Source organism: Anaerolinea thermophila UNI-1 (assembly GCF_000199675.1).
GTDB classification, from domain to species: domain Bacteria; phylum Chloroflexota; class Anaerolineae; order Anaerolineales; family Anaerolineaceae; genus Anaerolinea; species Anaerolinea thermophila.
Genome location: NC_014960.1, coordinates 2,338,844 through 2,364,656, shown reverse-complemented (window position 1 = coordinate 2,364,656; position 25,813 = coordinate 2,338,844). Strand labels below are relative to the sequence as shown.

General features: G+C 50.1%; 26 protein-coding genes. 12 read left to right on the top strand and 14 right to left on the bottom strand.

The window, feature by feature from the left end; genetic code table 11:
• Positions 1 to 109 precede the first annotated feature (109 nt).
• The gene (locus ANT_RS10560) at positions 110 to 1,444 is read right to left on the bottom strand and encodes a permease (RefSeq protein ID WP_013560510.1); all 1,335 of its coding nucleotides are present in this window, start codon (positions 1,442 to 1,444) and stop codon (positions 110 to 112) included.
• A gap of 77 nt (positions 1,445 to 1,521) precedes the next feature.
• Complete coding sequence (locus tag ANT_RS10555; protein ID WP_013560509.1) at positions 1,522 to 1,764, bottom strand: thioredoxin family protein; 243 nt, start codon at positions 1,762 to 1,764, stop codon at positions 1,522 to 1,524.
• 297 nt (positions 1,765 to 2,061) lie between these two features.
• Here ANT_RS10555 and ANT_RS18005 point away from each other — a divergent pair, with 297 nt between their 5' ends.
• Both ANT_RS18005 and ANT_RS10550 read left to right on the top strand, forming a co-directional pair.
• Positions 2,062 to 2,187, top strand: a complete 126-nt coding sequence (locus ANT_RS18005) for a hypothetical protein (RefSeq protein ID WP_013560507.1) — start codon at positions 2,062 to 2,064, stop codon at positions 2,185 to 2,187.
• Positions 2,188 to 2,199: 12 nt separating this feature from the next.
• A complete protein-coding gene (locus tag ANT_RS10550) occupies positions 2,200 to 3,255 on the top strand; it encodes a YeiH family protein (RefSeq protein ID WP_013560506.1) in 1,056 nt (351 codons plus the stop codon).
• 13 nt (positions 3,256 to 3,268) lie between these two features.
• On the opposite strand, the gene ANT_RS10545 is transcribed toward ANT_RS10550, so the two are convergent.
• Genes ANT_RS10545 through ANT_RS10535 form a run of 3 tightly spaced genes read right to left on the bottom strand, consistent with a single transcriptional unit; the run spans position 3,269 to position 5,507 of the window.
• Entirely contained in the window at positions 3,269 to 4,087 is an 819-nt protein-coding gene (locus ANT_RS10545; protein ID WP_013560505.1) for a sulfite exporter TauE/SafE family protein, read from the bottom strand.
• A 20-nt stretch (positions 4,088 to 4,107) separates the two neighbouring features.
• Complete coding sequence (locus ANT_RS10540; protein ID WP_013560504.1) at positions 4,108 to 4,956, bottom strand: ABC transporter permease; 849 nt, start codon at positions 4,954 to 4,956, stop codon at positions 4,108 to 4,110.
• The gene (locus ANT_RS10535) at positions 4,953 to 5,507 is read right to left on the bottom strand and encodes a PadR family transcriptional regulator (RefSeq protein ID WP_041454937.1); all 555 of its coding nucleotides are present in this window, start codon (positions 5,505 to 5,507) and stop codon (positions 4,953 to 4,955) included. The genes ANT_RS10540 and ANT_RS10535 overlap by 4 nt, the downstream gene beginning before the upstream one ends.
• Before the next feature lie 111 nt (positions 5,508 to 5,618).
• Between ANT_RS10535 and ANT_RS10530 the strand changes: the two genes are divergently transcribed.
• Genes ANT_RS10530 through malQ form a run of 4 tightly spaced genes read left to right on the top strand, consistent with a single transcriptional unit; the run spans position 5,619 to position 11,775 of the window.
• Positions 5,619 to 6,764, top strand: coding sequence for a competence/damage-inducible protein A (locus ANT_RS10530; protein WP_041454936.1), 1,146 nt, complete (start codon positions 5,619 to 5,621; stop codon positions 6,762 to 6,764).
• 4 nt (positions 6,765 to 6,768) lie between these two features.
• Positions 6,769 to 8,733, top strand: a complete 1,965-nt coding sequence (locus ANT_RS10525; protein WP_013560501.1) for an amidohydrolase — start codon at positions 6,769 to 6,771, stop codon at positions 8,731 to 8,733.
• Positions 8,734 to 8,753: 20 nt separating this feature from the next.
• On the top strand, positions 8,754 to 10,211 hold the full coding sequence (locus ANT_RS10520; protein ID WP_041454934.1) for a glycogen synthase: 1,458 nt from the start codon (positions 8,754 to 8,756) through the stop codon (positions 10,209 to 10,211).
• Positions 10,099 to 11,775 (top strand): 4-alpha-glucanotransferase, encoded by a 1,677-nt coding sequence (gene malQ / locus ANT_RS10515; protein ID WP_320408603.1) that lies wholly within the window; start codon positions 10,099 to 10,101, stop codon positions 11,773 to 11,775. The genes ANT_RS10520 and malQ overlap by 113 nt, the downstream gene beginning before the upstream one ends.
• 24 nt (positions 11,776 to 11,799) lie before the next feature.
• Here the strand turns inward: malQ and ANT_RS10510 are convergent, their stop codons facing one another.
• Positions 11,800 to 12,741: a DMT family transporter gene (locus ANT_RS10510; protein ID WP_013560498.1), complete on the bottom strand. Its 942-nt coding sequence runs from the start codon at positions 12,739 to 12,741 to the stop codon at positions 11,800 to 11,802.
• A 114-nt stretch (positions 12,742 to 12,855) separates the two neighbouring features.
• On the opposite strand from ANT_RS10510, the gene ANT_RS10505 reads away from it, so the two are divergent.
• Both ANT_RS10505 and ANT_RS17100 read left to right on the top strand, forming a co-directional pair.
• On the top strand, positions 12,856 to 13,464 hold the full coding sequence (locus ANT_RS10505; RefSeq protein ID WP_013560497.1) for a superoxide dismutase: 609 nt from the start codon (positions 12,856 to 12,858) through the stop codon (positions 13,462 to 13,464).
• 35 nt (positions 13,465 to 13,499) lie between these two features.
• Positions 13,500 to 13,910: a 4Fe-4S dicluster domain-containing protein gene (locus ANT_RS17100; RefSeq protein WP_013560496.1), complete on the top strand. Its 411-nt coding sequence runs from the start codon at positions 13,500 to 13,502 to the stop codon at positions 13,908 to 13,910.
• 73 nt (positions 13,911 to 13,983) lie between these two features.
• On the opposite strand, the gene ppgK is transcribed toward ANT_RS17100, so the two are convergent.
• From ppgK to ANT_RS10475, 5 genes are all read right to left on the bottom strand, one after another.
• The gene (gene ppgK, locus ANT_RS10495; protein ID WP_041454932.1) at positions 13,984 to 14,730 is read right to left on the bottom strand and encodes a polyphosphate--glucose phosphotransferase; all 747 of its coding nucleotides are present in this window, start codon (positions 14,728 to 14,730) and stop codon (positions 13,984 to 13,986) included.
• Positions 14,731 to 14,800: 70 nt separating this feature from the next.
• Positions 14,801 to 15,649, bottom strand: a complete 849-nt coding sequence (locus tag ANT_RS10490; RefSeq protein WP_013560494.1) for a metal ABC transporter permease — start codon at positions 15,647 to 15,649, stop codon at positions 14,801 to 14,803.
• Positions 15,642 to 16,484 carry a metal ABC transporter ATP-binding protein gene (locus ANT_RS10485; protein ID WP_013560493.1) on the bottom strand — a complete coding sequence of 281 codons (843 nt, stop codon included), beginning with the start codon at positions 16,482 to 16,484 and terminating at the stop codon, positions 15,642 to 15,644. Before ANT_RS10485 ends, ANT_RS10490 begins: the two co-directional genes overlap by 8 nt.
• Before the next feature lie 74 nt (positions 16,485 to 16,558).
• Positions 16,559 to 17,524, bottom strand: coding sequence for a metal ABC transporter substrate-binding protein (locus tag ANT_RS10480; RefSeq protein ID WP_013560492.1), 966 nt, complete (start codon positions 17,522 to 17,524; stop codon positions 16,559 to 16,561).
• 56 nt (positions 17,525 to 17,580) lie between these two features.
• Positions 17,581 to 18,027 (bottom strand): Fur family transcriptional regulator, encoded by a 447-nt coding sequence (locus ANT_RS10475; protein ID WP_049784888.1) that lies wholly within the window; start codon positions 18,025 to 18,027, stop codon positions 17,581 to 17,583.
• A 125-nt stretch (positions 18,028 to 18,152) separates the two neighbouring features.
• Between ANT_RS10475 and ANT_RS10470 the strand changes: the two genes are divergently transcribed.
• The 4 genes from ANT_RS10470 to ANT_RS10455 are packed head-to-tail and all read left to right on the top strand — an operon-like array spanning position 18,153 to position 22,218.
• Entirely contained in the window at positions 18,153 to 19,280 is a 1,128-nt protein-coding gene (locus ANT_RS10470; protein WP_013560489.1) for a glycosyltransferase, read from the top strand.
• Entirely contained in the window at positions 19,277 to 19,642 is a 366-nt protein-coding gene (locus ANT_RS10465; RefSeq protein ID WP_013560488.1) for a YraN family protein, read from the top strand. Before ANT_RS10470 ends, ANT_RS10465 begins: the two co-directional genes overlap by 4 nt.
• Complete coding sequence (miaA, locus tag ANT_RS10460) at positions 19,611 to 20,582, top strand: tRNA (adenosine(37)-N6)-dimethylallyltransferase MiaA (protein ID WP_013560487.1); 972 nt, start codon at positions 19,611 to 19,613, stop codon at positions 20,580 to 20,582. Before ANT_RS10465 ends, miaA begins: the two co-directional genes overlap by 32 nt.
• A complete protein-coding gene (locus ANT_RS10455; protein ID WP_013560486.1) occupies positions 20,560 to 22,218 on the top strand; it encodes a long-chain-fatty-acid--CoA ligase in 1,659 nt (552 codons plus the stop codon). Before miaA ends, ANT_RS10455 begins: the two co-directional genes overlap by 23 nt.
• Before the next feature lie 41 nt (positions 22,219 to 22,259).
• On the opposite strand, the gene ftsH is transcribed toward ANT_RS10455, so the two are convergent.
• The 3 genes from ftsH to ANT_RS10440 all read right to left on the bottom strand — a co-directional run bounded on the left by ftsH (position 22,260) and on the right by ANT_RS10440 (position 25,784).
• Positions 22,260 to 24,131: an ATP-dependent zinc metalloprotease FtsH gene (gene ftsH, locus ANT_RS10450; protein ID WP_013560485.1), complete on the bottom strand. Its 1,872-nt coding sequence runs from the start codon at positions 24,129 to 24,131 to the stop codon at positions 22,260 to 22,262.
• Between the two features lie 123 nt (positions 24,132 to 24,254).
• Positions 24,255 to 25,451 carry a DinB family protein gene (locus tag ANT_RS16460; RefSeq protein ID WP_013560484.1) on the bottom strand — a complete coding sequence of 399 codons (1,197 nt, stop codon included), beginning with the start codon at positions 25,449 to 25,451 and terminating at the stop codon, positions 24,255 to 24,257.
• 3 nt (positions 25,452 to 25,454) lie between these two features.
• Entirely contained in the window at positions 25,455 to 25,784 is a 330-nt protein-coding gene (locus ANT_RS10440) for a hypothetical protein (RefSeq protein ID WP_013560483.1), read from the bottom strand.
• Positions 25,785 to 25,813: the final 29 nt, after the last annotated feature.

The following is a 25,813-nucleotide window of genomic DNA, read 5'->3' as shown; positions in this document are numbered from 1 at the left end:
TGGATTATACAATAAAAGAGAAACGCATTAAAACTCCCTTACTCAAATTCTGAGAAAGGGAGTTTTTCTGTGCTGGCAGGGTGAAAGAATGTGTTCTGGCAGATATTCCTTAAGAGAAGTGTGCGATGAAAACCCCAAACAGATATCCTGCCAGAGTACTCAACACAGCCACTAAAGACACATATACGGCGGTTTTCTTTTTCCCCATGACTTCATTCAGCACCAGGATAGACTGTAAAGACAGTTCCGGGTCCGCCAGCAGATATGCCAGAAGCGGACCACGCGCCATGCCTAAATCCAGGAACATCTTTGCCACGGGGACTTCAACCAGGGTGGGAAAGTACATGAAGACACCAAACAGCACCCCAACCGTATTCGCCAGCAGAGTATTTTGACCGGCAATTGTCCGTACCCAGGTTTCTGGAATGATGACTTTTGCCATTCCTGCAACAAACACGCCTACGATTAAGAGCGGGAAAATTTGTTTGACAAACTTCCACGTTTCCCAAATCCAACCGGTTAATTCATCCTTGGTAAAGTACCGGCGGGCAACAAAAATGACACCAGCAAGAAGCAGGATTTCACCAATCAGGCGGCCATTAATGCCGATGATGAGCGAATCCACCTCTTCTTTTGGCGCGGCGATGAGAATGGTCAACCCAATCAGGAGTAGTGCGGCATAAGTCCATCGGTTGAAACCCTCGAAGATATTCTCAAAGCCTTTCCAGGAGGTGACCCCAATAACCATCAGCAAGAGGATCAATACCCCGCCCTGAAATGTCAGACTCAACGAGGCTAATCCTTGTCCCAAGAGGTTTGACCATTCGAACGGCAATTCAATTCGAGCGTACACACGTGTTAAGACGTTTATCTGTAAAGTCCCCACAATCAGGATGCCCACCAGCAGCGCAAACATCACCCAAATAGAGGGTTTTACCCGAGCAGTCTGGTCAAAAACGCCATTTTCCTGCATTTCAACGGCACGGGCACGTTCCTCTTTCCGGAACACCCATGCCATGATTACCCCGATGAGGATTCCGAACCCAATCGAGAGAATTAACCGTGAGGCGGCAATGTCAAACCCAATGGCGGCTCCCGTGTAAGAGAGAGCCAGGATATTTATGGCAGGTCCAACGAACAGGAAGGTGATGGCTGGGCCCAATCCCGCGCCTCGTTTCCAGATCCCTGCAAATAGCGGCAAAATGGTGCAGGAACAAACCGCGAGAATGAAACCACCAATGGCAGAAATGGGGTAACTTACCCATTTGGATGCCCGGGGTCCCAGAAAGCGGGTAATGGCTTCTTTGGGAATCATGGAACTCATGAATCCGGCGATGAAAAAGGCTGGAACGAGGCAAAGAAGGACGTGCGCGGCAAGATAATCCAGTAGGCTTGTCCATCCAGACCAGAGCAATGTGGAAAGGTAACTCAGGATTGACCCCATCTTTTCTCCGTTTTTATATTCGTTATTTTGAATGTATTAAGCCAATAAAAAAGAGTAGAACAATCTACTCTGACGGATTAAGAAGCCGATTTCAACCAGCCAGCAATTTCTGCCTCGCTGGGGATTCTTCCATATGAAACCACTTTGCCATTAACAACCAGCCCTGGCGTAGAAAGAATGGGCCATTTCATGATTTCATTCATGTCGGTTACTTTCTCAAATTCGGCTTCCAAGCCCAACTCTCCAACTACTTTTCGTGCCAGGGCTTCAAGGCGTTTGCAATTGGCGCATCCAGAACCGAGGATTTTAATGTTTAACATAGAAATCTCCTGTTTTTCGGAATGGTCTTCAAATCATATTCAATATTTAGAATAATTTTACCACCGATAAGCACCTGCTTAAGTGAGTTTATTCGGGTTTTTTCAGGAAAAAACTCTTTTTGGATGGACATATGATTTGTCTTGAACAATGTGCCTGAAAAGGAGGTGGATATGGGCGTGAATTTTTATTGTACATGGATTCTGTGCTTTGCAGATTCCTTACACAGAGAATCACAGAATGTTTTTGTTCCATTAGAGAGACTATAATCCCCGGTAGGATCAAGAGAGGAGTGAGGTATGAAATCTCAAAAATTCTCTTTTCTTCAAAATGAAGACTGGTTGTCAGTCGTGATTGCTTTTGGTTTGATTCTGCTCTCTGTGCTGGGGTGGATTGGCAAACAGGGTTTGCCTATCGTTTTCTAGAGAGGTGAAGGGATGGAAAAGAAACAGCATTTTCTTTATCCTGTAATGGGCTTGCTTGTTACCTTTCTTCTCGGGTGGGTGGCTTGGCGCCTTACTCGCTGGATTTACCCCATGACCCTGCCTTTTCAAATTCCCGGTAAAGCTCTGGAGTACCCCATGTGGGCAGCCCTGGTGGGCTTGCTGGGTGGTTTTTTTCTCAGAAAACTGGGAAAGTTTGAAGAGGTCAAGTCTGGCATTCGTACCGAACTTTTTTTGAAGGTTGGTTTGATTCTTCTGGGGGCGGGTATTGATCTGAAGATCATCCTTCACGCTGCCGGAGGAGCCATCATCCAAACCCTGATCATGATCACCTCTGTCTTCATGTTCTCGTGGTGGATTACTGGAAAGTTTGGGTTGGATGAAAAACTGCGCGCGGTCCTTTCGTCTGCTGTGTCTATATGCGGTGTGTCTGCTGCTATTGCGGCGGCTGGTTCCGTGCAGGCGAAAAAAGAACAGGTCACTTACGTGGCTACGCTGGTGATCCTGGTGGCTCTCCCCATGATGGTGATTTCTCCGCTGATTGCGCAAGCCTTGCATTTACCTCAAGCGGTTGCCGGTGCCTGGTTTGGCGGCAACATTGATACCACGGCGGCAGTGGTAGGGGCTGGCACCATTTTTGGCGAGGAAGCCCAAAAGATTGCCTCGATTGTGAAATCCACTCAAAACACGCTGATTGGGCTGGTAGCCTTCCTGCTGGCAGTATACTTTGCGCGCAAACAAGCCGGTGAGGGCACAAAGCCCAGCCCACGTCTTATCTGGGATCGCTTTCCTAAATTTGTGCTTGGGTTTGTGGTGGCATCCGTGCTTTACTCACTGGGTTGGATTGACGGCGGCAAAGGAACAGCCATTGACGCCCTGAAAAACTGGTTCTTCACCTTTGCCTTCGTGGGCATGGGAATGGATTTTTCACTTAAAGAACTTAACGCTATGGGCACCCGGCCTATTATAGCCTTTCTGATAATTACTCTCTTTAACACCTTACTTGCTTTAGGTGTTGCCTGGGTGATTTTTGGGGGGTGGTTGTTCTAATCCCTACCTATTTTCAGACTTTCCCGGCGGTTTTATTCTGGGATTGGTGATGATTCACGAACATCCGTAAGGCAGAGATGATCAGCACCAATCCCAGAATAACCTTAAGCCATTGCCCGGGAATCATTCCCATCAAAATGCCCCCCAGGATGGCTCCAGCAACCGAACCGGCTCCCATGGGGGCAATCATCGTTGTCCATTCTTTGCGTTCCCGATACAATCCTTTGCGGAAGTAACGGAAAATGCCGGTGGCCACTGTGGGTAAACTGATCATCAGGCTGGCAGTTCCAGCCAGTTTGACGTCTATCCCATAGATAAAAATGAGAGTCGGAATGATTAATTCACCGCCCGCCACTCCCAGGGTGCTGCTGACAATGCCAATCATTGCTCCGCAAATGATTCCAACAATGCCCTGCAACCAGAGTGAATACCGCAGGAGATGGCCTACAGGAAGAGAAAATAATCCTTCTATTAACAAGAGGATTCCAATCATGATTAGGAAATAGCGGATTAATGCCTCTAAACGATGAACGGGAATCTGGCTGATCCATCCTGCACCAATAAAAGCAAACACCATTCCCCCAAAAATAAGTCCACCAACAGGTACCAAAAGGGATACATAAGGAAAGTCGTGCAAAACTCTTAATCGAATAATCAGGGAAGAGAGAAGAGTGATCAGACTGATGGCGAGGTTAATCGGTACAGCATCTCGTGCCGAGCGCTTGAAAATCCCTACCAGAACGGGCAGACGAAATTCTGCCCCACCAAGTCCAATCAAACCGCCCAGCACTCCAATGGGGATGGCGACGACGAGAGCAAGTAAGGCTTCCATGAAAAGTAATCCTTTTATTCTTATTCAGAGTTTGAGGCATGTAAAAAGGTCTTGAGCAGTATTAGAATGCCAAAAGAAATCAGGACAAGGATGGCTGATAGGGTCAGAGCCAGTTCCAAACTGGTTTCGAAGCCAATATAGATAGCAATGGGCATGGTTTGGGTACGTCCCGGCAGATTACCGGCAAATAGAATGGTAGCCCCAAATTCCCCAATGGCTCTTGCCCAGGTCAGGATTAGCCCGCTGACAATGGCTTGCCACGAGAGAGGAATGACAATATAGCGCAGAATTTGCCAGCGATTTGCCCCATCCAGCGCGGCAGCTTTGCGGACTTCGCAATCAATGCTGGCAAATCCTAAAGCCGCCGATTTTACATACAGAGGCGAGGCGATGAACAATTGTGCCAGCACCACAGCGAGTGGGGTAAAGGGAATCTGAATACCCATCACCGAGAGAGATTGTCCTAACCAGCCGTTGCGTCCAAAGGTCAATAAAAGGGCTACCCCTGCTACAGAAGGGGGAAGCACCGAAGGTAGTTCGATGAGTGTTTCTATAAAGCGCGTGAAAGGGGAACGTCGGCGGTAAATCAGGTAAGCCAGAGGAGTGCCGGCAATGGATGTAATCGCAGTAGTCACTGTCGCCGTAATCAGGCTTAGAGAAAGGGCTTGAAGCGCCTGAGGGGCTTGCAAAACTTTCCAGACATCCTCAGGGCTTAAGCGTACAAAGATTGTTCCGATGGGTAAAACAAAGAACAGCAGAAGGGGCAGGGCAAGTAGTTTCCATAATTGCTGATACCATCTTGACCAGATGGTAGAGGTTCTCTCGGCTTCCGGTACGGTGATGGCTTTGGTTGCAGGCAGGCTGCTCATGTCAATTGCTCCTCACAAATCTGGTGAAAGGTTTCAAGCCACTCCAGAGTCGCAATTAACTGGCGAATGCGCAAATCCAGTCCCATGCGATTGAAAACCTGTTCTGCCGGACAGGCTTCCATTTTCTTTTTCAGGTATTCAACGGAGCGATGGATTTCATGGTATTGCTCTTGAATCAGCCGGGAGTACAAATCTTCTGAAATTTGGGTGGCAAAAAACAATCGGCAGATGAATTCCATCCGAAGCGCTTTGGAACTTCCTGGTGTAGGGGTCATTAACCAGGTTTCAAAATGGTGTTTTCCTGCGGGGGTGAGGGTAAAAACTTGCTTATTGGGAGTATGACTTTCGCTCTCCCCTGAAATCGGTGTAATGTATCCCTGACATTCCAGGCGTTTCAAAATGTTGTACACCTGATTTTGAGGCAGAGTCCAGACTTCTCCCAATGTGCTTTCCAGTCTCTTATGGAGGTCATATCCATGAAGAGGCTGAAAGTATAAAAATCCCAGTAAGGGATATTCCGGAGAACTTTCGCTGGCTTTTCGACGGCTCATACTCACTAAATGAGTATATCACAGGAGATAAAGATGTGCACAGGTTCAGCGGATGTTGAACTTGCGAAGCGTTGTAGCATACACTACAATAGGAAAAACAAAAGGGAACCTATGCCTGTTGCAGAGATTGTTACCATTGGTACGGAACTTCTCCTTGGGGAAATCCTGGACACAAATACCCGCTTTCTGGCGCGCGAGTTGCGGAATTTAGGCGTAGATTTATATCGTACGACAACCGTGGGGGATAACGAAGAACGCATTGCCGGCGTTCTCAAAGAGGCATTGGGGCGTTCACAAATTGTCCTGACAACCGGCGGATTAGGACCAACCGTGGATGATCCTACCCGGCAGGCGGTTGCCCGTGCTTTGGGGGTTAAACTGGAATTTCATCCTGAATTGTGGCAGCAAATCCAGGAACGTTTTCAGAGATACGGTCGCCAGCCTTCTGAAAACAACCGACGTCAGGCGTTTATCCCCCAAGGGGCTATCCCCATACCTAATCCAGTTGGTACTGCCCCTGCTTTCATCGGTGAGACTTCAGAAGCCTGTATCATTTGTTTGCCCGGTGTTCCCCGCGAGATGGAGTATCTGTTCCAGCATGCAGTTGTGCCTTATCTTAAAGAGCGTTTTCATCTTCACGGGGTCATTCAAGTTCGTGTGCTCCATACGGCTGGGGTGGGGGAATCGCAAATTGATGAGTGGATCGGGGATCTGGAAACCTCATCCAACCCCACAGTAGGTTTACTGGCACATCCTGGGCAATGCGATATTCGCATTACAGCCAAAGCCGAGACGCCCGAAAATGCCGCCAGTATGATTGCCGACATGGAAGCGCTCGTGCGCCAGCGTTGTGGAGAGGCAATTTTTGGCGCAGATGCAGACACCCTGGAAACCGTTATCGCCGGGCAGTTAAGCCGTCTGGGATGGAAGTTGCTGGTTGTTGAAGTGGGATTGGAAGGAGAGTTGTGTGCGCGGTTAAGGCATCCTTCTCTCGCTGATGTTTCTACGTGCCGGGCAGAGACAATTGCAGAAGAAGGCTCGCCTCTCGTCCCGGAGAAGACGGATGAGGCGCAGGTGTTTTTAGGGGTTTGTCTTTCCCGAGATTTCGATTCGTTTTCTCTGCGGTGGGAAATTGTTTCCCCTCAAGGGCGTCAAACAGGATTGCGGAAATTTGGTGGCGCCCCAGCGCTGGTCAAAACCTGGGCGGGGAACACAGCCCTGGATCTTGTACGCAGGCATCTTTCCCAGAAAGGATAAATTGATGGAAAAAGTGGATTTACTCTTGACCAATGCATTTGTACTCACCATGGATCAGGAATTGCGTCAGATTCCCGATGGCGCAGTGGCCGTTCAGGGTGATCATATCGTAGCAGTTGGTGGAAGCAGGGAACTGGTGGAGAAGTACCAGGCTGAGCAAACGATGGATTGTCAGGGAAAAGTGCTCATGCCTGGATTGGTTAATGCTCACACCCATGTCCCTATGACGTTGTTGCGCGGTTTGGCAGACGATTTGCGCTTGGATGTCTGGCTGTTGGGGTACATGATGCCGGTGGAGCGTGAGTTTGTTTCACCGGATTTTGTGCGGTTGGGGACAAAAATCGCCTGTGCCGAGATGATTCGCAGTGGCGTGACAACCTTTGCCGATATGTATTATTTTGAGGAAGATGTAGCCAAAGCCGCCACCGAAGCAGGGATGCGCGCCCTCTGCGGGCAAACGGTGTTGAAATTCCCCAGCCCCGATGCCGGTTCTTACGAGGAATCGCTGGCAGCCGCTCGGGAGTTTATCGAGCGCTGGAAAGGGCATCCTTTAATCGTACCTGCAGTTGCTCCACACGCTCCCTACACCTGTACCGATGAAATTCTGCGCGCCTCCGCCCAACTGGCGGCGGAGTATGATGTTCCACTTCATACCCACCTGAGCGAAACGGCTCAGGAAGTCGAGAACATGCGTCGTGATGAGGGCATGCCGGTCATCCCGTATGTTAAAAAACAGGGCTTATTTGAAGCCAAAGTCCTGGCGGCACACTGCGTCCACATTGATGAAGGCGAAATGCGCACCCTCTACCATGCTCGGGCGGGTGTAGCCCATAACCCCTCTTCAAACCTGAAACTTGCCTCGGGAGTAGCCCCGGTGCAAAAAATGCTGGAAGTCGGTTTGAACGTTGGCATTGGAACCGATGGCCCTGCTTCCAATAACGACCTGGACATGTTTGAGGAAATCCGTCTGGCGGCGTTTTTGGCTAAGGTCTCTACTGGAGATCCTACAGCCCTGCCTGCGCAAACGGCCTTGCTGATGGCAACTCGCTTGGGCGCCCAGGCTATGCACATGAGCGAGTGGATTGGCTCGCTGGAACCGGGAAAGCGCGCCGATTTAATTCTGGTGGATCTCTCACCTTTGCACAACTCCCCTCGCTTTACCCGCGATCCCAATGGGGTTTATTCCCAACTGGTCTATGCCGCAAAATCCACCGATGTCACCGATGTAATGGTCAACGGGCGCTGGTTAATGCGTGATCGTCAGTTGCTCACCTTGCAGGAAGAGGAATTGCTCAAAGCCGGGCAGGAATACGCCCGTCAGATTGATATTTTCCTGATGCGCCGTGAACAGTCAGTGTTGTCGAAACTCATCGCGATTGGTGGAGCCATGGAGGAAGAATCCTTCGAGATTCAAGCCAAAGTAAAGGTGGAGGACCTGGACTCCATTCTTAAGGCACTGAAGCATCCCTCTATCCAGATTGAAAGAAAACGACATTATCGGGAATATGATACCTATTTCTTCTTCAGTGATGCTCAGCAGGGCATTTTGCGTTATCGCGAGGATGAATTTATTGATGATAGGGGGAATGTCACCAATGTGCGCACCAGGCTCACTTTAATCGGTACTCATGAACATCATGAACAATCGGTTATGCTTTCCCGCAGCCGTTACCTTGCTCCGGCAACTCATACCTTGAGGTTCTACCGGGAGTATTTCAAACCAGTGCGTGAGGTTGAGATTCAGAAGGACCGTTTGCGTTTCCTGATTCACTATAAAGACACCGAGTTTTTTGTCAATCTGGATACCGTTTCTCAACCGGAATTGGGCAAGTTTCTGGAAATTAAGTCGCGTACGTGGAGCCGTGCGGATGCTCAGAAGAAGACCGCGCTGGCGGTAGAACTGCTCTCGGCTTTAAGCGGTGGAAAGGGCGAACCTGTCAGTGTGGATTACATTGACATGCTCAAATGATTTCAGGAAAGGGGTGGAAAATGGCACAACCATTTCGTGTCTTGATGGTTTCGGCTGAGGCAGAACCTTACGTCAAGGTTGGGGGGTTAGGCGATGTAGCCGGCTCTCTCCCGAAAGCCCTGCTTAAACTTCCCAAGGACGTCCTTGAAGGAAATTCCCTGGATGTCCGTCTGGTTTTGCCGTTTCACCCGGTTATTGCGCGTGAGGTAGCCGCTCAAGAGCCTCTGGTTGTGGTTCAGGTGCCTAAGCGAGAGGGTACTGTGGAAGCGCGGATTTATCTTTCGGAAATTGCCGGATACCCGGTCTATCTGATTGATGGGGAGCCAATTTCCAGAGCCTCCACGGTTTACAGCCTGGACTCTGCTCAGGATGCTGACAAGTATATATTCTTCTCGCTGGCTGTGCTGGAAATGATCCAAGCCCTGGGTTGGAAGCCACATGTATTGCATGCTCACGACTGGCACACCGCCATTGCGGTGTATGAACTTGCCAGACGTCGCGATCAGGACGACTTTTACCGGGGGATCAAGAGCCTCTTCACCATTCACAATCTTCCGTACATGGGGGCAGGCGCGGAAAAAGTGTTGCCCGAATATGCCATCCCGCCGAGTGAGGATATCCGCCTGCCCTGGTGGGGAAAGTCTCTCCCGTTACCCATGGCATTATCGACAGCGGATTTTCTCAGCACGGTTTCGCCTACCTATAGCCGTGAAATGCTGACCTCAGAGTTTGGTTGTGGTTTGGAAGATTTCCTGCGTTCTCGTTCCTCAACCCTGTTTGGTATCCTGAACGGACTGGATACTCAAATCTGGAACCCTCAAGAGGATTCATTTATCCTGCGAAAATTTTCGGCGGAAAATCCGCGAGACCGTTTGCCTAACAAGCAAGCCTTGCTGGATCAATTGGGTTTGGTTCCTGAAGAGGAAGCCCCCTTGTTGGGACTGATTGGGCGATTTGATCGGCAGAAGGGGATTGATCTGGCAATTGGGGCTTTGCGGATGATGGCAGAGCAACCCTGGCAGGCAGTTCTGCTGGGAAGCGGTGACCCGGTTCTGGAAGAAAGCGCCAGAAATCTGGAGAGAGAATTTCCGGAGAGGGTGCGCGTAGTCATTAAGTTTGACCTGAGACTTTCTCATCAAATTTATGCCGGCGCTGACATGCTTCTCATGCCTTCGCGGTATGAACCCTGTGGCTTGGCACAATTGATTGCCATGCGGTATGGGTGTATTCCTGTAGCAAGAGCTACCGGTGGGTTAAGAGATACCATTTCCGATTTGCCTGATCCCTCGATGAGTACTGGCTTTTTGTTCAACGAAGCCACCCCCGAGGCGCTTGCGGAGGCCCTACGGCGTGCCATAGTAGCCTATGAAGACTCTACAGGGTGGGAAATGCGTCAGCGGAATGCCATGCAACAGGATTTTTCCTGGAGCCGTTCAGCGCAGGAGTACTATCGCCTTTATCGGCTTTTATGGTTATAATTACACCGATTTTTTTGAGGAGAAGGTCATGAGCCTCTTTAAGCGTGCCTCTGGAATTCTTTTACATCCTACCAGCCTCCCAGGTCCCGATGGAATTGGTGATTTGGGCCCCGAAGCCTACCGCTGGGTGAATTTTCTCGCCGAGTCAGGCTGTTCCCTGTGGCAAATATTGCCTTTGGGACCCACCGGATTTGGAGATTCGCCTTATCAGTGCTTCTCTGCGTTTGCGGGTAACCCTTATCTGGTCAGCCCCGCTTTGTTGCTGGATGAAGGTTTGTTGACCAGTGAAGACCTTGCCGATCGTCCTGAATTTCCGGCAAGCCGGGTAGATTACGGCCCCGTCATTCAATGGAAATTGACCCTCCTGGATCGCGCCTATGTGCGTTTCAAGCGTTCGACTTCCCAGAAACGCAAAGCCGCTTTTGAGGCTTTCAAGGAAGAGCAACGTGCCTGGTTGCTGGATTTCAGCCTATTCATGGCGATTAAGGAAGCCCATGGTGGAGCTTCCTGGGATTACTGGCCTGAACCGTTACGGAAACGTGACCCTGAAGCCCTCAATGCTTTTCATCGCGCCCATGAGGTGGATGTGGAGCGCCATTCGTTCCGCCAATTCCTCTTTTTCCGTCAGTGGCAGGCACTGCGTCAGTACGCTCATGAAAAGGGTGTTCAAATCATTGGCGATGTCCCGATTTTTGTGGCATACGACAGCGCGGATGTATGGTCTCATCCAGACTTGTTCTATCTGGATGAAACCGGTAAGCCTACCGTTGTTGCCGGCGTTCCTCCGGATTATTTCTCTGCTACGGGGCAATTGTGGGGCAATCCTCTATATCGCTGGGATTATCACCGCGAGACGGGCTTTGCCTGGTGGCTTGAGCGCCTGAAAGCCACCTTTGCCATGGTGGATATCGTCCGTCTGGATCATTTCCGCGGCTTTGCCGGGTACTGGGAAGTGCCTTATGGCATGCCTACGGCAGAAAAGGGCAGGTGGGTTCCCGGACCGGGAATTGCCTTGTTTGAAGCCATTCGCAATGCGTTGGGTGGGTTGCCGATTATCGCCGAAGATTTGGGAGAAATCACTCCCGATGTCATTGAACTGCGTGAACAACTGGGCTTGCCGGGAATGAAAATTTTCCAGTTTGCTTTTGCTTCGGATGCAGATGATCCTTTCCTGCCGCACAATTACGTGCAAAACTGTGTGGCATATACCGGCACTCATGACAACGATACGGCAATTGGGTGGTATAACAGTGCCCCGGAAAAAGAGCGGGATTTTGTTCGCCGCTATCTGGCCCGCTCAGGCGAAGATATTGCCTGGGATATGATTCGCGCGGTTTGGAGTAGCGTGGCGATGTTTGCCATTGCTCCCTTGCAGGATTTCTTGAAGTTAGGTCCTGAAGCGCGGATGAATTATCCGGGACGTCCTGCAGGCAACTGGGGATGGCGCTATGAGGCCTTTATGCTGGATGATGGGCTGAAGAATCGAATCAAGGAAATAAACTACCTCTATGGGCGGCTTCCCGAACATATGAAACCTCCCAAAGTGGTCAAGAAGTGGACATAGAAGCGAATAAGCGCCGGAAGGCGCTTATTTTTTTGCAGGTAGAGAAGTCAATCCCACTCCCAGAAGAATGATCAACCCGCCCAGAATTTCCAGTGTATTGGGAAACTCTCGCAGGATTGCCATGGCAAGCAGGGAGGCTCCAATGGGTTCTAACAGGATGGTTAAGGCGACAAAAGCTGCCGGGAGGTAGCCCAAGGCATAATTATAAGAACTATGCCCAAGCAATTGAGGAATGATTGCCAACCCAAGCAGATAAACATACGTGAGTGGAGAAAAACCAAGAATTTTTTCCTGCGCGAGGATAGCGAAGATTAACAAGACAAAGGCAGAGACAGCATATACCATAAACACGTAACTGATGAGGGACAATCCAGCGCGGACTTTTCTGCCTACCACCATATATCCCGATGCCATCCATGCACCGATTAAAGCCATGATGTTTCCAAGGAAGGCTTTCCCTTGAAAGAAGGAGGCGAAATCTGGGCAGGAAAGAGCCCAGGCTTGCCATGTACAACCCTGAGCCAGGCTGACGATCACCCCGCCCGTGATTCCAATGGTCAGACCTGCCCAGGTTCTGGCGCTGGGGTGCTCCTTAAGGACAAGCGGGGAGACCAGAGCAACCCATAACGGGGTGGTGGTAACCAGTACCACAGAACTGGTGACCGATGTAAATCTCAGGGAGGAAATCCAAAAGGCAAAGTGCAAAGCCAGAAATATCCCACCTAAGCCAATGAATTTCAAAGAGGAGTGGGGGAGGGATAGCCATTCTTCTCTTTTTTGCCAGGCAAGCGGAAAGAGAATTAACACCGATAAAACCATTCGATATGCTGCGATGGTGAGCGCACTCGCTTCGTTTTGAACCAGCCGAATCAAAATCGAAGCTGTTGAAACGCAGAAAACCCCAATCACCAGCACCAGATAAGGAGGCAGACGGAATTCTGTAAAAGGTTTGTGGAGAGAAGTCATGGTTTTATTTTGACAAACCTCATCTTTTTTATTAGAATTACAGCAGTCGGTTTTCAGGGTTCTTCCCTGATTTACGTTTTCGAATTTGACCCATTATATATTACGGAGGATAAAATGGCATTCGAACTTCCCCCTCTTCCTTATGCATATGATGCTCTTGAGCCGTATATTGACGCTCGAACGGTGGAATTGCACTACAGCAAGCATCACATGACCTATCTCAACAACCTCAATACTGCGCTGGAGAAAGCCCCACAGTTTTTTGAGTGGCCCCTCGAGAAAATTCTCAGCCATCTGGATGAAATCCCTGAGGAGATCCGCATGACTGTTCGCAACAATGGGGGTGGTGTCTTCAACCACAATATCTACTGGGCTATCATGGGACCCAATCGGGGGGGGGAACCGGTGGGCAATTTAGCCAGAGCCATTGAAAAGACCTTTGGTTCCTTTGCCTCCTTCAAAGAGCAATTGGAAAAAGCCGGGTTGGGACGCTTTGGTTCTGGTTGGGCATGGCTGAGCAAAAAAGCCGATGGCACACTGGTCATTCACTCTACCCCGAATCAGGATACCCCGTTGGCGGAAGGTTTGTACCCCATCATTGGTGTTGATGTCTGGGAACATGCCTACTACCTGAAGTACCAGAATCGCCGTGCAGAATACCTGAGCAATTGGTGGAATTTGGTGAATTGGGAAGAAGCAGAAAAACGGTATAATGGAAAGTAAGTTTCTGCGATTTCCATAAACCAAAGGAGGAAGCCATGACTCACGTAATCACCAGCCTGTGCCTCCGGGATGGGGGCTGTGCCACTGTTTGTCCGGTTGAGTGCATTGTTCCCGGGCAGCCTGTAGATGAATGGCCCTGGTACTACATTGACCCCGATACCTGCATTGATTGCGGGGCGTGCGTGCCGGAATGTCCATGGGAAGCCATTTTCCCTGAAGATGAAGTGCCTTCACAGTTCAAAGCCAAAGAAGGACAGCGTCTTTCTATGCCGGTAGGCACCCCGGGATTTGACCAGGTTTACGATGGTGTCAATCATGATGGTGATCCAGTGCATCTGGAAGCGACCAAAGTATTGCATGCCGGCGAGGTTGTTGACCTTACCCCTGCTATCGAAATCAATCGCGAGTTCTTCACCAAGGGCCCTGGCTACTCAGCCGCTAAGTAATTGTTCTTTTGCGTGGAATTAAAATCAGGGCGAGTCATCGCCCTGATTTGCTTAAGATATATTCCGCAAAGAATCAGGCTTGCGTTTCCTGGGTGTGAGCATACCACGCTGCGCCTACAATCCCAGCCAGATTCCCCAATTTTGCTGCAACAAAGGGAGTACGCAGTTTTAGATAAGGGAAGAACTTTTCATGATTTTTTACTGCCCCTCCACCAAGGATGAATAAATCGGGCCAGAACAGGGCTTCCAGGCGCTCCAAATGCTCATTCAGACGCTTTGCCCATTGTTGCCAGGTCCAATCCTTCCGCTGGCGGGCGGCTTCCGAAGAGCGCTGTTCGGCATCTTTGCCCCGAATTTCAATATGTCCCAACTCGGTATTAGGGACCAATATCCCATCGGTGAACAGGGCTGTCCCGATGCCAGTGCCAATGGTAATCATCAGCACCACCCCTTTCTGGCCTTTTCCTGCCCCAAAGATCATTTCCGCCAGTCCGGCAGCATCCGCATCATTCAACACTGAGACAGGACATCCGCATTTTTCGCTGAAAAGGTTGCCAGCATGAAGTCCAATCCATGTAGGGTGGATGTTTGCGGCCGTCTGTGCCACGCCGTGCTTGATGGCAGCAGGAAATCCTGCCCCTACACGACCTTTCCACTGAAAGTGTTCGACAATTTGGGCAACTACCAGAGCCACTTCTTCAGGTAAGGCATTTTCGGGGGTGGGTAAGCGGTATCGCTCGGCGGTTAACTGGCCGGTTTCTACATCCACCGGAGCCCCTTTGATGCCGGATCCTCCGATATCAATCCCTAAAATTTCCATGCCCTGCCTCCCCATATTGTGGAATCTTATTCTCCATTATACATTCATAAAGACAATATGGGCTTGGCTCTCAGTCAAGTTTCTTGCTTTTTTGTTGCCAGAGAACCTGCGCACTCCAAACCAGCAAAAAGATAAACGTTGTTGTCAGGACAATCGCCGCACCAGAGGCAATGTTCAGATAATAGGAGAGGTATAACCCGGCAATCCCCGAAAAAGAGGCAATGATAGCCGCCAGCGTCATCATCACGGGCAGACGTTTGCTGAGCAAATAAGCTGTTGCCGCTGGGGTGATCAGCATGGCAACCATCAAGGCTACACCTACCGTTTGCAGGGAAACCACGATGGTAATAGCAATCAACACCAGCAGGAGGTTATCCAGAAACCGCACCGGCAGGCGCAGGGTTGTTGCCAGTACCGGATCAAAAGAAAGCAGAACAAATTCCTTGTAGAACAGGAAAATCAATCCAATGACCACACTGCTGAAAATCAGAATCAGGTTGATATCTGTAGAGGTAACTCCCAGAATATCACCAAATAAAAAATGTGCCAGGTCCACAGTGTAACTTCGCACGGTCGAAATCAGCGCAATCCCGAGCGCAAACATCCCTGCAAAGATGATCCCGATAGCGGTATCTTCCCGAATCCTTGTAGAGCGGGAAACGGCTCCAATGGACAGCCCGCTGACGATAGCCGTGCCCAACGCCCACCAGAAAAGCACCTGGCGATCCCCGCCACCCACCAAATATCCTACTGCTAATCCGGGGAGAATCGCATGAGCCAGAGCATCGCCGAAAAACGCCATGCCGCGCAGGACAATGAATGACCCTACCACTGCGCAGACGATTCCTACCAGCACTGCCGCGCCGATTCCACGCACCATGAAGGGGTATTGTAAGGGTTGAATCAGCCAATCAAGCATGGGAATGCTCTCCTTCCTCGCAACAGGTATCTTCCATTGCCCAGGTACCTTCTTCAGCAGGTATCAAACTCAATTGTCCACCGTAGGCATAGAGCAGATGAGAGGGGATGAGCACCTCAGAGGGCTGACCAATGGCAATGAGCCGATGATTTAACAATAGAATGCGATCAAAATGCTCGGCGGCGGTTTTCAGGTCGTGCAGAGCCACCAGAACGGTCACGTGTTTTTCTTTCAGAATGTCCAGAATATTGAGAATGGTTTGCCGGGCAGGGAAATCTAACCCCGTAAATGGCTCATCCATCAGGATTAATTCCGCTTCCTGAGCTAAAGCGCGGGCGATGAACACCCGTTGCTGTTGTCCACCAGACAACTGGCGGATTTGACGTTTCGCATAGTCTTGCAATTGCACGGTTTCCAGCGCTTGATAGACGATCTCCCAGTCCTTTCTGGTGGGACGGCGGAATATGCCGATTTTACCAATCCGTCCCATCATCACCACATCAGCCACGCTGACCGGAAACGACCAATCTACCTGACTTCGTTGTGGCACATAGGCAATGCAGATGTGTTTTCCCGGTTCATTCCCGTAAACTTCCACACGTCCCTCGGTAGGGGGCAGGACACCCGCAATGATCTTAAACAGGGTGCTTTTCCCTGCGCCGTTGGGTCCAATCACTGCCAGTCTTTCTCCGACAACCACGTCAAAATGGATATTTTCCAGTGCTGGTCCGTTGGAATATATCAGACTTACCCCTTTCACACTGACGATGGGTTTATCGGTCTGATGGGGAAGGTGGGGCGGAAAGAAGAAAAGACCCTGAGATGACTTTGTCATGTTGTTTACCTTTCAACTTAAAAATCAGGGAAAGCAGGGCTTTCCCTGATTGATTTTTTCCACGTTGCACCTGCTTATTTCAGGGCGTCCACAATGGCATTTACATTATAACGGAGATATGCCAGATATGTGGCTGCCGGGCCATCCGAGTCGCTCAACGTTCCCACGTAGAGCGGAACCACTTTTGCTCCTGTATCTTCAGCGATACGCTTTGCCAAAGCCGGGTTACTCTGGTTGCCCACAAAAATCGCGCGGATGTTTTGGCTGCGAATTTGCTCTTCCAGTGCCGCAATTTCCTGCGCAGAAGGCTCTGCCAGGGTCGAAAAGCCTGGAATGATGGCACCAATTTGCTCAAATCCATACCGTTTGGCAAAATATCCCCATGCCAGATGATCAGTGACCAGTTTGCGGTTCTCAGCGGGGATTTGGGCTACCTGCTCCTGAATCCAACCATCCGCTTCTTTCAATTGATTTTTGTAGGCTTCCCCATTCTTCTGGTACATCTGCTGATGAGCGGGATCCAGTCGGGAGAGCTCTGTGACGATGATATCCACCCATTGCATCACATTATTGGGATCCGTCCAGGTATGAGGGTCAAGGGGGTGACCTTCTTCACCTTCTGTGGTATGTGTTTCTCCCATCCCCGCTTCATCTCCGTGTGGATGTTCATGTCCTTCGATCAGAGGGTTATTCTGAGAGACTTCAATGAGGGTAGCATCGGGGACAGTATTTTTCAGTACCTTTAAAAGCGTTTCTTCCAATCCTGCGCCATTCACAAATACAACTTTGACTCCGCTAATTTGTGAAAGGTCGCGTGGAGTGGGGGAGAAACTGTGGGGGTCCGTTCCATTCGGAATCACCTGATGAACGTTGATGGAATCCCCACCAATTTGTTGTACGACATCTGCCACAATGCTGGTGGTAGCGGCTACAGATAAACGACCATTCTCTGCTGGGGAGGTTGAGACCGTTTGACAGCCCATGAGAACGCTACCCAGAACCAGAACAAATAGAATTTTGAGGAAATTTTTGGTGTACATGTGCTTTACCTCCATAAGTTAATGAATATCATTTTCAATAAAGAACAATAAAAAATTCAGGTATTCCCCTGACACTTTGGGCACAGTCCAAACAATTGCAACCAGTGGTCATGAATGACAAAACCGGTTTTCTGGCTGACGTTCAGATTCAGTTGGTTTAAATCGTCTCCGCGAAAAGTTACGGTTTTGCCACATTTGGTACACAACAAGAGATGCTCATGCCCTTGTGCAGATTTGAGATAGCGATGACATCCATCAGGCATGTGGACTCGCTGAATCAATCCCAGTTCCTCTAATTTTTCCAGGGTTCGATAAACCGTCACCAGACCCAGCGCAGAATATTCTTTGCGTGCCAGATCGTAAATTTCAATTGGGCCCAGTGCTCGATCGCTTTGGATAAGCAAGTTTACAATGGCTCTGCGCGCATGGGTGATACGGCAACCATCGTTCTGAAGGGCTTGAAGCCATTGGCTGGGTAAATCAGAGGCTGAATGCTCCATCATTGCCTTTCTTATTGAAACTGATTTTCATTTTAATAAACCAGGACTCTTTTGTCAATCCTTCAGGAAGTTTGTAAAAGAGGTACGAAATACACGGGGATTCGTTATAATTTGCCTTCAGAAGCAATATGCGCATCGCTTTCGTTGCCGACTCGTACAAACCTTACATCAGCGGGGTTACCCATTGTATCACCTTGTGGAAACGCGTTCTGGAGCAATGGGGGCACGAGGTTTATGTGGTTTCTTTTGGTGATCCCTCATATAATCCTGACGAAGACCATGTGGTGTATTCTCCGGGAATAGCACTCCCCAATGGCTTTTATCTTGGCACGCGATTCTCATCCCGAGTGCAATCCCTGTTGGAAGGTATGGATGTTGTGCATCTGAATCATCCATTTCTGACCGGACCGCTGGTTGCCCGCATGTTATCCGGCAGGCAAGTTCCGCTGGTGTTTACCAATCACACCCGCTATGATCTTTATTTTCGGTACTACTTACCGTTTATTCCGGAACATTTGCAGAAACCCTTTCTGAGAAAAACCCTGGCTTCCTTTTACAAACAAATGCAGCGGGTGATTTTCCCATCTCGCAGTGTCCAGGAAATGCTTGCCCGTCTTGCACTGGATGTACAAGGGGTGATTATTCCGAATGGGATTGAGGTAGAAAGATTGCGCCAGGGGCAAAAAGAACGCTGTCCATTGTATGCGCAATTGTTGGGGAAGAAGGTGATTTTATCTTTAGGGAGGTTGACGGCGGAGAAAAATCCCCGTTTTCTCTTGCAGGCTTTTTTGAATCACCTGGACAGTTTTCCCAATACCTGCCTGGTTTTCGCGGGAGATGGTAAAGAGCGGGAACGTCTTGAGCATATGGTTACGGTTAGGAACGTGCAAGATCGTGTGATTTTTGCAGGAAATGTGCCCTATGATCAGGTGCCGGATTACCTTGCCATCGCAGATGTATTTGTCACGGCTTCGTTGAGTGAGGTTCATCCACTCACAGTGATGGAAGCCCAGGCGGCGGGGGTTCCGGTGGTAGCGGTGCAGGCTCCGGGGGTGGATGAAATTGTGGCAGACGGCAGGACGGGGTTCTTAACGCCACTGGATGAGCACCTTTTTGCCGGAAAACTGGCATCCCTCTGTCGGGATGAGGATTTGCGTACACAGTTCAGCCGACAAACGCTGGCTCACAGTGAGTCTTTTCGCGTTGAACATACTGTCCGGCGCATGCTGGAGGAATACGAAAGGGTTTTGCAATGAGTCTGTACCGTCAGCGCGTAGGAAAATGGGGCGAAGACCTGGCCGCCCGGTATTTATCCCAAAAAGGATACCTGATTCTGGCGCGTAATGTGCGTACGGAGTATGGGGAAATTGATATCGTGGCTCAGCGAGATCAAACTATGGTTTTTGTGGAAGTGAAAACCCGCACCAATCGGGATTTTGGTTACCCTGAAACTGCCCTGACGGAGAAGAAAAAATCCCATTTGTTCAAAGCCATTCAGGCGTATCTGCAGAAAGAAAACAGTGAACCGACTGCCTGGCAGGTGGATGTCCTTGCTATACTACGTGAGAAGGGGGGCGAGACGCTCATTGAGCATTTCGAAAACGCGCTTACAGAATAATCCTTTGCTGGTTATTGTGGGACCTACCGCGGTAGGGAAGACGCAGGTATCTATCGAACTTGCCCGTCGTTTGGATGCCGAAATTGTTTCGGCAGATTCGCGCTTGTTTTACCGGGGGATGGACATTGGCACGGCTAAACCCACACCCGCCGAGCGCCAGGGTATCCCTCATCACCTGATTGACGTGGCGGATCCGGATGAGGTTTGGAGTCTGGCGTTGTTCCAGCAAGCCGCGCATCAGGCAATTGGCGCAATCCATGCGCGGGGAAAACTTCCCATCCTTGTAGGCGGTACAGGACAGTATGTTAAGGCCGTCATTGAGGGCTGGCAGCCACCAGAGCAGCCTCCCATTCCCTCTTTGCGGGCAGTCCTGGAGCGCATGGCTGCAGAACAAGGAAAAGATGCCATGCATGCCATGTTAACCTTCCTGGATCCCATTGCCGCTCAGAAGATTGACCCGCGAAATGTGCGCCGTACCATTCGGGCTCTGGAGGTCATTTTCAGCACAGGCAGACGTTTTTCGGACCAGCGACGAAAAACTTCCTCGCCCTATCAGGTACAAATCATTGGGTTAACCAGGAATCGGAAAATTCTGTATGAGCGTGTGGATGCTCGGATTGAGCAGATGCTCCAGCAGGGCTTTCTGGACGAGGTGCGCAGATTGCTGGAAAAATACCCCCCTGATTTACCCGCCTTTTCGGCGATTGGCTACCGTCAAATGATTGAAGTGGTTCAAGGCAAGAGGACGCTGGAAGAGGCCGTTGCCGAAATCAAGCGGCTGACCCGCCGTTATGTGCGTCAGCAAGGGGCGTGGTTCCGGGAGGAAGATCCGCAAATTCATTGGTTTGATTTAGATCAGATATCGTTTGAAGAAATTTTTACTTTTGTTTATTCGTGGTGGAAAGAGGTGTCTCAGAATGAATCGTCCATGGCTAAATAGATATGATGAGGGCGTTCCTCAATCACTGACTTACCCATCCTTACGGGTATTTGACTTTTTGGATGGAGCCGCAAAGCGCTTCCCCCGGCAAACTTGCACCCTCTATGAAGGGCATGCCATTTCTTATGCTCGCATGGCGGAATTAACCGATCAACTGGCAAGAGGATTGATTGCTTTGGGGTTGCAAAAGGGTGAACGGGTAAGTATTCTCTTACCTAATCTGCCTCAATATGTTTTGGCTTACTATGCCGTTCTGAAAGCCGGCGGAATAGTTTCAGCGATGAACCCTGCCTATACAGCACGCGAGATTGAGTACCAAATCCAGGATTCAGGCAGTGTTTTTCTGATTGCAGGCGAATCTTCCCGCGCGTTGGTGGAGCAATTATCCTCAGATTTGCCCTTGAGAAAAAAGATTTTTACGGCGCTGGAAGATGCTTTCACCATGCAGGATTGGTATCCTCAGCCCGAGTCAGGTTTGGACAGCCACAAGCGCACAACTTTCACCCTGGAAGAAATTACCCGCTGGTCTTTCGCAGGCATGGATAGAAAATCCGAAGTGGCTTCGGATGATGTGGCAATTTTTCAGTACAGTGGTGGTACTACGGGGATTCCCAAAGCGGCAGTGGGACTGCACCGCAATCTGGTTGCTAATACTCTGCAATTTCGGGCTTGGCTTTCGGGCATGGAAGATGCGCGCGAAACGGCTTTGCTGGCGATTCCTCTCTACCATGTCTATGGCATGGTGGTGGGGATGAGTGTCGCTACTTCCATGGCGGCGCGCATGGTGCTGATTCCCAATCCGCGGGATTTGCCAAAATTGCTGGATGCTATCCAAACTTATCAAGTCAGTTTCTTTCCGGGTGTTCCCACGCTGTACGCCTTGATTAATCAGCATCCCCTGGTTCAATCCGGTGAGGTGAATTTGCGCTCCATCCGAGCCTGTATTTCCGGCTCCGCTCCCTTGCTGGAAGAGGTTCGTGTGCGCTTTGAGTCCCTTACGGGTGCAAAACTCATGGAGGGATATGGACTTTCAGAGGCTCCCACTGCCACGCACTGCAATCCCATGCTGGGAGAAAAACGCCCCGGTTCCATTGGGTTACCCTTACCCGATGTGGATTGCCGTATTGTTTCGCTAGAGGACGGAGAAACGGATTTGCCTGTGGGTGAAGCGGGAGAACTGCTGATTCGTGGTCCCCAGGTCATGCAGGGCTATCACAATCGTCCGGAGGAAACCCGCCAAACGCTTCGAAACGGCTGGTTGTACACCGGAGATATTGCCCGAATGGATGAAGATGGCTACTTTTACGTTCTGGACCGCAAAAAAGACTTGATCAAGGTCAGTGGTTATCAGGTCTGGCCTCGCGAGGTAGAAGAGGTCATTGCTACCCATCCGTCTGTGCAGGAAGTGGGAGTAGCGGGTATTCCGCATCCTGTTCGGGGAGAGGCAGTAAAAGCCTGGGTGGTTGTCAAACCCGGACATGCCCTCTCCGCTGATGATATCATTCAATGGTGTAAACAATCGCTGGTGTATTACAAGATTCCCATAGAGGTGGAATTTCTGGAACGCCTTCCCCGTTCTACGGTAGGGAAGTTGTTGCGTCGAGTGCTGGTTGAACAGCATCGCCGGGCAGCATAAAACAAAACTGGGCTGTTTACTCGACAGCCCAGTTGTTTTTTTTAGTTGTTATTGTTTGACCCCGCAATGGTAGGAATGGGATTACGCTTACGCACCGGCGGAGGGAAGATTTTCTCAAACTCTTCCCGTGAAAGGGTTTCCACTTCCAGCAGGCGCTGAGCAACGGCGTCCAGTTTGTCGCGGTGTTCCATCAGGATGGCTTTGGCTTTGGTGTAGGCTTCGTTGACCAACCGGCGCACTTCACGGTCGATTTGCTCGGCGATGGCTTCGGAGTAGTCGCGTTGTTCGGCGATTTCCCGCCCAAGGAAGATTAATTCTTCCTTTTGACCATACACCATTGGGCCCAGGGCATCGCTCATGCCCAGACGAGTGACCATGGTGCGGGCTAACTGAGTCACACGCTCAATGTCATTGGAGGCTCCCGAGGTGATGTCATCAAATACCAGTTCCTCGGCAGCGCGACCGCCCAGCAAGCCAATCATGTCGGCAAGGATTTTCTTGCGGGGCAAGAGCATGCGGTCTTCTTCTGGCAGAGAAAGCGTGTAACCGCCTGCCATTCCACGAGCAATAATGGAAACTTTCTGCACTGGATCGGCTTCCGGTAATGCATTCATCACCACTGCATGACCGGCTTCGTGATAGGCCACAATGCGTTTCTCTTCTTCACTGATCAGGCGGCTCTTGCGTTCCGGACCGGCAATAACGCGTTCAATGGCTTCTTCAAACTCTTCGCGACCAATGGCTTTCTTATTACGCCGTGCGGCAAGGATGGCCGCTTCATTGACCAGATTTTCCAGGTCTGCGCCTACAAATCCTGGGGTGGCACGCGCCAGCAGGCTCAGGTCCACATCGGGTGCCAGAGGCTTGCCTTTGACGTGTACCTTCAGGATGGCTTCCCGACCGCGCATATCCGGGCGATCCAGCACCACTCGGCGGTCGAAACGACCGGGGCGGAGCAAAGCCGGGTCGAGAATATCGGGACGGTTTGTCGCCGCCATGATGATGATATTGGTGTCGGTGTCAAAGCCGTCCATTTCGACCAGCAACTGGTTCAACGTTTGTTCGCGCTCATCATGGCTGCCACCCAGTCCGGCGCCGCGGTGTCGTCCAACCGCATCAATTTCGTCCACGAATACGATACAGGGGGAATGACGGCGCGCCTGATCAAACAGGTCTCTCACACGAGAAGCACCGACGCCAACGAACATCTCCACAAATTCCGAACCGGAGATTGAGAAGAAGGGCACACCCGCTTCGCCAGAAACGGCTTTAGCGATGAGCGTTTTACCTGTCCCAGGGGGCCCTACCAGCAAAACGCCTTTCGGGATGCGTGCACCCAATTGAATGAACTTTTGGGGTTCACGCAGGAATTCCACTACCTCTTTCAATTCTTCCTTGGCTTCATCCACACCCGCTACATCGTCAAAAGTGACGGTAGGATGATCGCCGGTGAACATGCGCGCCCTGGACTTCCCAAACGACATGGCGGCGTTGTTGCTTCCCTGGGCTTGTCGGAAGATGAAGAAGAAAACTCCACCCAGTACCAGGAAGGGCAGAACGTATCCCAGCACGGTCAATACATTGACCCATGCGCTGGGTGGGCGGATTTCAATCTTGATTTTGGTCGGCGAGAGTTGTTCAGGGGTCACACCCAAATCACGCAATTGCTGAACGAGTGTCGCATTGGCTTCCATGGTCGAGTCGCGCTGGGTGCCGTCCTGATAGATGACCTTCAAGCGATACTCGTTCTCCACCAGACGGGCTACTTTGCCTGCCTGAATATCAGCGGCTACCTGATTGATGGTGAGTACATCCTGTGTGCTGCTCTGCTGGTTAAACTGGTACAGCAGAATGATGATGATTGCCATGAACAGCAACACATAGATGATATAGGACTGATTTCTTGAATTCACAGATACCTCCAAGTAAAGCATCGTTTCTGGATGCTTGAATTGATTATACCAATGACCCCCCGCCTAATCAATTTGAATTCCACGCTTGTCTAAAAATCTTATCTATTTCTTATACAAAATCGGTTATTTGGGGATGGTTTTATGCACTTGCTGGATGTGATCGCGGTCATGCGCGCACATGAATATAACCAGTTCTTGAAGCGTGGTGGGTCCGAAGATGGCATGACGCGCTGGACGTTTCCAGGCTTCCGGTGAGAGGGACTCCAGAATGCTCAAAATCTCCATGCGTGCCTGGATAAATCCCTGTAAGGCTTCCAGAGGGTCTTCATTATTACAGTACTGGCGTACAGAAGACCATTCATCAGCGTTGACCGCGGGCAGGAAGGGATTTTCTTCTTCCAGAATTTTTCGAAAACGGGGTAGGTTCACCTCGCGATCGCTGTCCCTCAGGTGACAAATAATTTCAGTCAAGCACCATTCCTCTGCTGAGGGTTTTTGATTCCAGTCTTCGAGAGGAACTGTCCGGCGTTGACTGTCCAGAAACGCCAGTGTAGCGCGCAGAATCCCTATCAATCCGTTTAACGAGGGTAAGATGGATGTGGAGCGAATGTATTCGATTTGCTCCAGGAAGGGGTATATCTCGGAGAACGTTCCCCAGCCGGAGGGTGAATGCGTTTCCGACTCCGGAGGGGTATCGCTGAGCCAGAAAGCAGGAATTCCCGTCTGAACGGCGGGTTGAATATCATCTGACATGCTGTTCCCCACCATCGTTACAGGCTCATCCTTCCACCCGAAACGGGCAAGCACCTCAGCATAATAGGCAGGGTTGGGTTTGGCAAAGTGAAAAGTTTCATATGAGGTAATCAGGTCAAAGGGCACTTCTTTGGGAGATAATCCTGCCCATTCAAGGCGCTGTTCAATGGCTGTAAGTGGGAAAATAGGGTTGGTAGCAACGACAATTTTCCAACCTTTTTTCAGGGCATACTCTATCAACGCTTTGGCTTCAGGTTTAGGTCTTGTTAAGGATTTCAGAGTTGGAAAAACCCTGCGATAAAAAGACTCAATGACCGGTTTTAATTCTTCTTTACTTACTTTAACAGCCGGATAGAAAGTTTCATCAAAGACGTCCTCCAGCGTTTTTTGCGGATTTTGATTAACCAGCATCTGATCGGTAGCGCGCAGTAGTTCCCGAATCATGACCTCTGGTTGGAGATGATTGGAGAGATGCTTGGAAAGGGCTTTCAGATAGGCGGGCAAAAACGTTTCAATCGAATTTTCCAGCAGGGTATCGTCCAGATCAATCAATAAAATCGGGGACATACTTTACTCCTTTGGAATAAACGGAGGAAATGGGTGACATTGCCCGCAACCAATCTGAGGCTCTTCAACTATCGAGTGACTTTTTTCGCAGTAAGCCAGGACCTTAACCCTGCGAATGAGCCCGAACAGAAAAGATTGCACCTTTGCCTGCAATTGCATGTGCGGGCAGGCGTTTGCCAGCACAATTTCGGGAACAGAACAGGTTTTACACAGGTCAGAACCCCAGTGATAGGGAGAGGGCTGATTGCCAATCAGACGACATTCTTCCTGTTTTCGTCCACGGAAATAATTCCCGTAAAAATAAGGGCATTCTTTACCGGCGGGAGTTTTCATTTTTCCTGTTCCCTTTAGGAAAAACCCTG